Origin of the sequence: Streptomyces boncukensis, from assembly GCF_011045075.1 — a bacterium.
GTDB classification, from domain to species: Bacteria; Actinomycetota; Actinomycetes; order Streptomycetales; family Streptomycetaceae; genus Streptomyces; species Streptomyces boncukensis.
This window is the reverse complement of the sequence record NZ_JAAKZZ010000391.1, coordinates 1-7,124: the sequence shown is the minus strand read 5'-3', so window position 1 is coordinate 7,124 and position 7,124 is coordinate 1. Positions and strand designations below refer to the sequence as shown.

The window sequence follows — 7,124 nt, the reverse complement described above, 5'->3', positions numbered from 1 at the left end:
CCCCCGTGAACATGCACCCCTCGACCAGCAGCGCCGCGCGCCCCAGCGCCGCGTCCGCGCTCTGCTCGGCGTGCGGTTCCAGCAGCGCCGCCGCGTCGTCCCAGCAGCCGCGCGACCGGAGCCGCCATACGGCCTGCTGAAGCGGGGTGTCCCCGACCCCGCTGCCGGGCCCGATCCGTGCGGAACGTGACATGGCGGTGTCCGCCACATTGCCCTCCCCAAGCGCGCCATTGAGCTGGTGTGTGAGCTGGATGTGCGCATCTCAGCACGGAGTGGGGCACAGCGCCAAGGGGGTGGTGTGAATCAGTTCACAAAGTTTTACTCGGAGGCCCCGGATGCCAAGTGGCGGGACCCTGCCGGGAGCCTCACCCCGGGCCGTCCGCGAGCAGCCGCTGCCGCACCCACGCCACCGCCGAGCCGTGCCGGGGCTCCCAGCCCAGCTCCCGGCGGGCCGCGCCGCCCCGCACCCGGCTGTTGGACCCCAGGGCGTACACCGCTGGCTCGTACCCCCACTCCTCGATCGCCGGCTTCACGTCCCAGCTCTCCGCCGGGCCCAGCCCGAGCACGTCGGCGACGGCCCGGGTGATCTCGCCGAACGACTCCTCCCCGCCCTCCACGAAGGCGAAGAACCCGGCCGGGGCCCGGTCGAGGGCCCGTAGGTAGAGGTCGACCATGTCGTCGATATGGACGTTCGACCAGAGGTTGCGGCCCGGACCGATGTGCCGGGCCACGCCGCTGCGCCGCGCCTGGCCGGCCAGCCTGGGTATCTGGACGCTGTCCCGGCGCACTCCGTAACCGTGGCCGTAGATCAGGGAGTTGCACAGCACGGCCGAGCGGACCCCCTGTCCGGCGGCGTCCAGCACGAGCCGGTCGATCGCCACCCGGGCGGCCTTGTCCGGCTCCGGCTCCCAGGGGCCGCCGGGGAGGACGTCGGCCTCGGTGAATATCCGCTCGGAGAGCTCGCCGCGCGCGTCGTCGCCGACGATGCTCGTGCCGCTGGTGTGCAGCAGCGGCTTGCCGGTGCCGCTCAGCGCGGCGATCAGGGCTTCGACGGCGGGCCGGTGGTCGCTGTCCGCCGCGTTGATCACCGCGTCCGCCTGCTGGGCGGCGGCCGTGAGGGCCGGGGCGTCCTCCAGCGCGCCCCGGACGGGGGAGATGCCACGGGAGCTCAGGGCCTCGGCGGCCTCTCGGGTCCGCGCCAGCCCGGCAACCTCGTGCCCCTCCCGGGTCAGCCGGGCGGCTACGGAACCGCCGATGAAGCCTGTCGCACCCGTGATGAATACGCGCATACCGCGCACCGCCTCCCTGGGGCCGCACCCCATTGGTTGCTCTCGCGCTTTATCGTCGCACGAAATTACCAGCGTCTGCAAGGGTTTCCGCCCAGTCCTCGAAGGTCGTGGTCGGCAGTCCCAGGTCCGCGGCGAACTCGGGGCGCGCGGGGGCGGGGTGCGCACTGGTGTACCGCTGGAGCTGGAAGACCAGCGGGTCGAGGCCCTCCGCGCGCACCTGGTCCGGGCTGCCGGGCAGCTGGATGTCGGTGGCGAGGACCCGGGAGAGGGTCCGTGCGGCGTCGCGGAAGGTCAGGATGTCACCGGCGAGTTCGAGCTCGACGCCGTGGAAGCGCCGGGGCTCGGCGAACGCCGCCGCCGCGGCCGTCGCGACGTCGCCGACCGCGACGTAGGGCAGCCGGACATCGAGGTCGACGGCGACGAAGAGCCGGTCCGAGGTCATGTCGGCGAAGTAGAACGAGGGCCGGACGAAGTTCTCCATGAACGCGGCCGGCCGCAGGATCGTCCAGTGCGGAAAGCCCGCCGTGCGCACATGGTTCTCGACTCCGGCCTTGCTCCAGTTGTAGTGCCGCGGCGCCGGACCCCAGCGCTCCTCGTCGAAGTTCTCCGTGTCGACCGTGCCCGCGCCCGAGACGGAGGTGTGCACGAACTGCTCGACCTCCGCCGCGCGAGCGGCTTCGACGAGGTTGCGTCCGTGCCGGACCTCGGAGTCGCCCGTCACGTCGGGCGGCTGCACCGAGAACACCGCGCGGGCGCCGTCGGCGGCCGCCTTCAGCGACGCGGTGTCGTCGAAGTCCCCGCGCACGAGGGTGGCACCGAGGCCGCCGAGCGCGGCGGCGCGCTCGGATCCGGTGTCGCGCACCAGGGTGTGCACCGCGACCCCGGAGGCGAGCAGCGTGCGGACCACGGCGCCGCCCTGCTGGCCGGTCGCTCCGGTGACCAGGACGAACGATGGTGAAGAAGTCATGGCGATCCTCCTGAGCAGTAAACGGGGTGGGACCCCATTTCGTCTTCGCTACGATATGGGGGACCCCTTCGTTTGTCCAGGAGAGCATGGAGAGAGAGGTGGCGCCGGTGGCGGGCCACGACGCGAGGCCGCAGCGGTCGGACTGGCAGCGCAACCACGAGCAGCTCGTCGCGGTGGCCGCGACGCTCATCGACCGGGACGGAGCCCAGGTCTCCCTCGAAAAGATCGCCCGCGAGGCGGGCGTGGGCTCGGCCACCCTGCACCGGCACTTCCCCTCCCGGCGCGCGCTGCTGGAGGAGGTCTTCCGCGCGGTCGTCGAGCGCTTCCGGCTACGGGCCGACGAACTGGCGGCCGACGACCCCCGGACGGGGCTCGTCACCTGGCTGGAGGAGCTGACGCTCTCCGCCGCTGACTCCCGTGGCCTGACCGCCGCGCTGGAGGCAGCGGCGGACGGTGAACCGCCGGCCGCCGACAGCTGTCATGGCATGGTGCGCGAGGCTACGGTGATGCTGCTGGACCGTGCGCGCGCGGTGGGCGCCGTCCGGCCCGAGGTCTCCCCGGACGATCTGCTCGCGCTGGGCACGGCGGTATCCCTGGCCACGGAAGGGGATCCGGCGGCAGCGCGCCGTCTGCTCCGACTCGCGATCGACGGCGTCCGGCCCTGAGCGGTGGCCGTGCCCGGCGGACCCCGCCGGGCACGGGGCTGCCCCTCGCTTCCCCGGGGGAGCCATCCGGTTCAGTGGGGACGGGTTTCGTCGGGGCGGTAGCTGGCTTTGATGTGGACGCGTTCACCTTGCGGGCCGAGAATGCTGAGGAACTCCACGGAATGTTCGTCGGCGTTGCCGAACCAGTGCGGGAGGTGGGTGTCGAATTCGGCGACCTCGCCCTCGGTGAGGATGAAGTCGTTGTCGCCGAGCACGACGCGTAGCCGGCCTCGCAGGACATAAAGCCAGTGGTAGCCCTCGTGGGAGCGGGGGTCGGGTTCCCGGCCGTCGGTCAGGCCGGCGGGCAGGATGTGCTTGAACGCCTGGAGCCCGCCGGGGGTGCGGGAGAGCGGGACGACGGTCATTCCGTTCCGTGTGAAGGGCTGCGGATACACCCGGGGATCCAGCTCGGTGGGGGCTCCGATCAGCTCCTCGACCGGGATCTGGTAGGCCCGGGCCAGCGGCAGCAAGAGCTCCAGGCCCGGTTTGCGCTGCCCGGATTCGAGCCGGGACAGGACGCTGATCGGGATGCCGGTGGTCTCCGACAGGGCGGTCAGGGTGGCGCCGCGGCGGCGGCGCATCTCGCGCAGCCGCGGGCCGACGGCAGCCAGCACTGCCTCGAAGTCGTCGCTCATACGTCCACCCTGCCCGCGCTTTTCACTTTCCGCAAAGAGCTTTGCCTGATCGTCGAAGCAGATGCACCGTGGCGATCGGAGGTGGTCACGATGACCCGAGACACCCAGGTCAACAGCGCGAGCCAGTATGACGTCGTGGTCGTCGGCGCAGGCCCGGCAGGCTTGAGCGCGGCGCTCATGCTCGGGCGCGCCCGCAGGTCGGTGCTGGTGATCGACGAAGGCCGGCCCCGCAACGCGCCCGCGGCGCACCTGCACGGCTTTCTGTCCCGTGACGGGGTGCCGCCCGGTGACCTGCTGCAGGCGGGGCGGCGCGAGGTGGAGAGTTACGGCGGCACCGTGCAGGCGGGGCAGGCGGTGAGCGCAGTGCGTGACGGCGACGGGTTCGCGATCGAGCTCGACACCGGCCGCACGGTGCGGGCGCGGCGGCTGCTGGCCACCGCAGGCGTCGTCGACGAGCTGCCTGACGTGCCGGGGCTCGCCCCGCGGTGGGGGCGCGATGTGGTGCACTGCCCGTACTGCCACGGCTGGGAGATCCGCGACCAGCCGATCGGGGTCCTGGCCACCGGCCCGCTCGGGGTGCAGCAAGCCCTGCTGTTCCGGCAGTGGACCGACCGGCTGACGCTGCTGCTGCACACCGCTCCCCGTCCCACGCACGAGGAGGCGGAGCAGCTGGCCGCCCGCCGGATCACGGTGGTGGACGGCAAGGTCACCGGTCTGGAGGTTGCCGAGGACCGACTGACCGGGGTCCGCCTGGCATCCGGCAGGCAGATCCCGCTACGGGCCCTGGCCGTCGCACCGCAGCCGCACCCGCGCGCGGACTTCCTGACCGGGCTCGGGCTCGGGCCCACGGCGCACCCGAGCGGGCTCGGCACCTCCATCGCCGCTGACGCGACCGGCCTCACCACGGTTCCCGGTGTGTGGGTCGCGGGCAACCTCGCCGACCCGAACGCCAACGTTCTCGCCTCGGCCGCATCCGGCTCCACAGCCGCCGGAGCGATCAACAGCGACCTCATCGCCGAGGACACCCGCCACGCGGTCCGGGCTCACCGCGATCCCTTCTCGCCCGCCATGGAGGCCCGCGTCTGCGAACAGGTCCTGGGCGACCGGCGCCACGGCCTGTAACCCGCAGCCTGTTCCGACATCGACGACCATGCGTCAGGCAGGACTGTCATGAGCGAACCAACCGCCACCGGCCCCACCATGAGTGCCGAAAGCGCGCGTCCCTCCGGATCCCGTCACTGGTGGGTCCTCACCGTACTGAGCCTGGCCCAGCTGCTGCTGGTGCTCGACTCCACCGTCATGAACGTCGCCCTCCCGTCCGTACAGGCGGACCTGGGCTTCAGCAGCGCGGACCGGCAGTGGATCGTCACCGCCTACGCCCTCGTCTTTGGCGGCACGCTGCTGGCCGGAGGCCGGCTCAGCGACATGCTCGGCCGCAAGCGCATGCTGCTGACGGCCACATCCGGGTTCATCCTCGCCTCCGTACTGGGCGGCCTCGCGAACGGCTTCGGCATGCTGGTCACCGCGCGCGGCCTGCAGGGCTTCTTCGGGGCCCTGCTGGCACCGGCCGCCCTGTCGCTCATGGCCACTACCTTCACCGACCGGTCCATCCGCGGAAAGGCATTCGGCGTCTTCGGCGCGGTTTCCAGCAGCGGCGCCGCGATCGGCCTGCTCCTGGGCGGGGCACTGACCCAGTACCTGGACTGGCGCTGGTGCCTGCTGGTCAACGTCGTGGCCGGCGCGGTGATCCTTGCGGGGGCAGCGGCCCTGATCCCCGCACAGGCCCCGGTCTCGTCGCGCCCGCGCCTGGACCTGCCCAGCGTGATCACATCCGTGCTCGGTGTCCTCGCCCTGGTCTACGGCTGCTCGACGGCGGAGCGCGACGGCTGGACCAGCCCGGTGACGCTGGGCTCCCTCGCCGCGGGCGTACTGCTCCTGGGACTGTTCGTCCTCATCCAGACCCGGGTCTCCCAGCCCTTGCTGCCGATGCGGGTCGTACGTGACCGCAACCGCGGGGCCGCCTACCTCATGGTCGCGATCGCCGGGATCGGCATGTTCGGCGTCTTCCTCTTCCTCGCCTACCACCTGCAGGAAGTGCTCGGCTTCTCCGCGCTGATGACCGGCGTCGCGTTCCTGCCCATGGTCGTCTCCATGGTGGTGATGGCCATCGTGACCGGAGGCGTCCTGCTGCCCCGTACCGGCCCGCGCCCCGTCGTCATCGGCGGCTTTCTGCTCACCGCCGTGGGCACCGCCCTGTTCACCGGGCTGAGCGTGCACACCGGCTACGCCCCCGGCATCCTGCCGGGCCTGCTGATCACCGGCTCCGGCTTCGGCCTGATCTTCGGGCCGGCGATGAACCTCGCCACCGACCGGGTCGACCCCGCCGACGCAGGGGCCGCCTCCGCCCTGGTCAACGCGGGACAGCAGATCGGAGCGGCCATCGGCACCGCCCTGCTCAACACCATCGCGGTCAGCGCCACAACGAGCTACCTCACCACGCACTCCACCATCCCCGACGCTGCCGCGCAGGCATCCGTGCACGGCAACGCCGTCGCCTTCTGGGTGACCGTGGCGGTGTTCGTCCTCGGCGCTCTCGCATGCGGCCTCCTTGTCCGCCCCGGACGGCAGACCGGGGCAACGGGCGGGGACGCCACGGCGACGGCAGCGGTCTGAAGCGCCCCCGACAGCCGACCACCAACGAGAGATCAACGAGAGACCAACGAGAAACCAATGAGAGGACGTCAGCGCCATGGACGCCCAGCACTGGGACGAGATGTACCGCAGTCGCGACCGGATATTCAGCGGCAACCCCAACCCCGTACTCGTCACCGAGATCACCGACCTGCCACCGGGCCAGGCGCTCGACGTCGGATGCGGCGAGGGAGCCGACGCCGTCTGGCTGGCCCAGCGCGGCTGGCAGGTCACCGCGGTCGACGTCTCCGAGACCGCCCTGCACCGTGCCGCCACCGCTGCCACCGGCATCGACGGCCGCGTGACGTGGGCACAGGCCGACCTCACCAGCACGCCGCCCCCAGCAGACGCCTTCGACCTGGTGTCCATCCACTACTTCCCACTCCGCCGCCAGCCCGGCCATACGGCGCTGCACGGCCTTCTCAACGCTGTCGGCCCAGGCGGCACGCTGCTCTTCGCCACCCACGCCCGCGCAGACCTCACATCGCGCAAGGACTTCGACGCCGCCGAGTACTACCAGCCCGACGACATCGCCCACCTCCTCGACCCCACCGCCTGGAACGTACTGACCAACGAGACCCGCCCTCGTGCCACCCCGGCCCCCGCCGGCACGCGCCACACCCAGGACGCCGTCCTGCGAGCAGTACGCCTTTCGTAGGGCGGTGAACCATTCAGGTCAGCCCTAGGGGGTGTTTCGAAAGCCCCGCACGGCGCCTGGAACGCCCGGCACGCGCTCTCGCCGCACCGGCCGAAAGCCCGAGTACGCCCAGTACGAGGGCTTTCACCCGGCACGCCGAGAGCACGCACCGGACGCCCCATGCGCCGCACGGGGCTTGCG

7 protein-coding genes and 1 pseudogene are annotated in these 7,124 nt (G+C 71.8%); 4 read left to right on the top strand and 4 right to left on the bottom strand.

The window, feature by feature from the left end:
* The 3 genes and pseudogenes from G5C65_RS27620 to G5C65_RS27610 all read right to left on the bottom strand — a co-directional run.
* Nucleotides 1-193 (bottom strand): annotated as a pseudogene (locus G5C65_RS27620) (hypothetical protein); the annotation flags it as partial.
* Nucleotides 194-365: 172 nt separating this feature from the next.
* On the bottom strand, nt 366-1,289 hold the full coding sequence (locus G5C65_RS27615) for an NAD-dependent epimerase/dehydratase family protein (protein WP_165301739.1): 924 nt from the start codon (nt 1,287-1,289) through the stop codon (nt 366-368).
* Between the two features lie 49 nt (nt 1,290-1,338).
* Nucleotides 1,339-2,256, bottom strand: coding sequence for an NmrA/HSCARG family protein (locus tag G5C65_RS27610; protein WP_165301738.1), 918 nt, complete (start codon nt 2,254-2,256; stop codon nt 1,339-1,341).
* Between the two features lie 86 nt (nt 2,257-2,342).
* Here G5C65_RS27610 and G5C65_RS27605 point away from each other — a divergent pair, with 86 nt between their 5' ends.
* Complete coding sequence (locus G5C65_RS27605) at nt 2,343-2,921, top strand: TetR/AcrR family transcriptional regulator (protein WP_165301737.1); 579 nt, start codon at nt 2,343-2,345, stop codon at nt 2,919-2,921.
* 71 nt (nt 2,922-2,992) lie between these two features.
* Here the strand turns inward: G5C65_RS27605 and G5C65_RS27600 are convergent, their stop codons facing one another.
* Nucleotides 2,993-3,595, bottom strand: a complete 603-nt coding sequence (locus G5C65_RS27600) for a helix-turn-helix domain-containing protein (protein WP_165301736.1) — start codon at nt 3,593-3,595, stop codon at nt 2,993-2,995.
* Nucleotides 3,596-3,685: 90 nt separating this feature from the next.
* On the opposite strand from G5C65_RS27600, the gene G5C65_RS27595 reads away from it, so the two are divergent.
* The 3 genes from G5C65_RS27595 (at nt 3,686) to G5C65_RS27585 (ending at nt 6,944) form a co-directional block, all read left to right on the top strand.
* On the top strand, nt 3,686-4,717 hold the full coding sequence (locus tag G5C65_RS27595; RefSeq protein WP_165301735.1) for an NAD(P)/FAD-dependent oxidoreductase: 1,032 nt from the start codon (nt 3,686-3,688) through the stop codon (nt 4,715-4,717).
* A 48-nt stretch (nt 4,718-4,765) separates the two neighbouring features.
* Nucleotides 4,766-6,268: an MFS transporter gene (locus G5C65_RS27590; RefSeq protein WP_206442349.1), complete on the top strand. Its 1,503-nt coding sequence runs from the start codon at nt 4,766-4,768 to the stop codon at nt 6,266-6,268.
* 76 nt (nt 6,269-6,344) lie between these two features.
* Nucleotides 6,345-6,944: a class I SAM-dependent methyltransferase gene (locus G5C65_RS27585; protein ID WP_165301734.1), complete on the top strand. Its 600-nt coding sequence runs from the start codon at nt 6,345-6,347 to the stop codon at nt 6,942-6,944.
* The last annotated feature ends 180 nt before the right edge of the window (nt 6,945-7,124 follow it).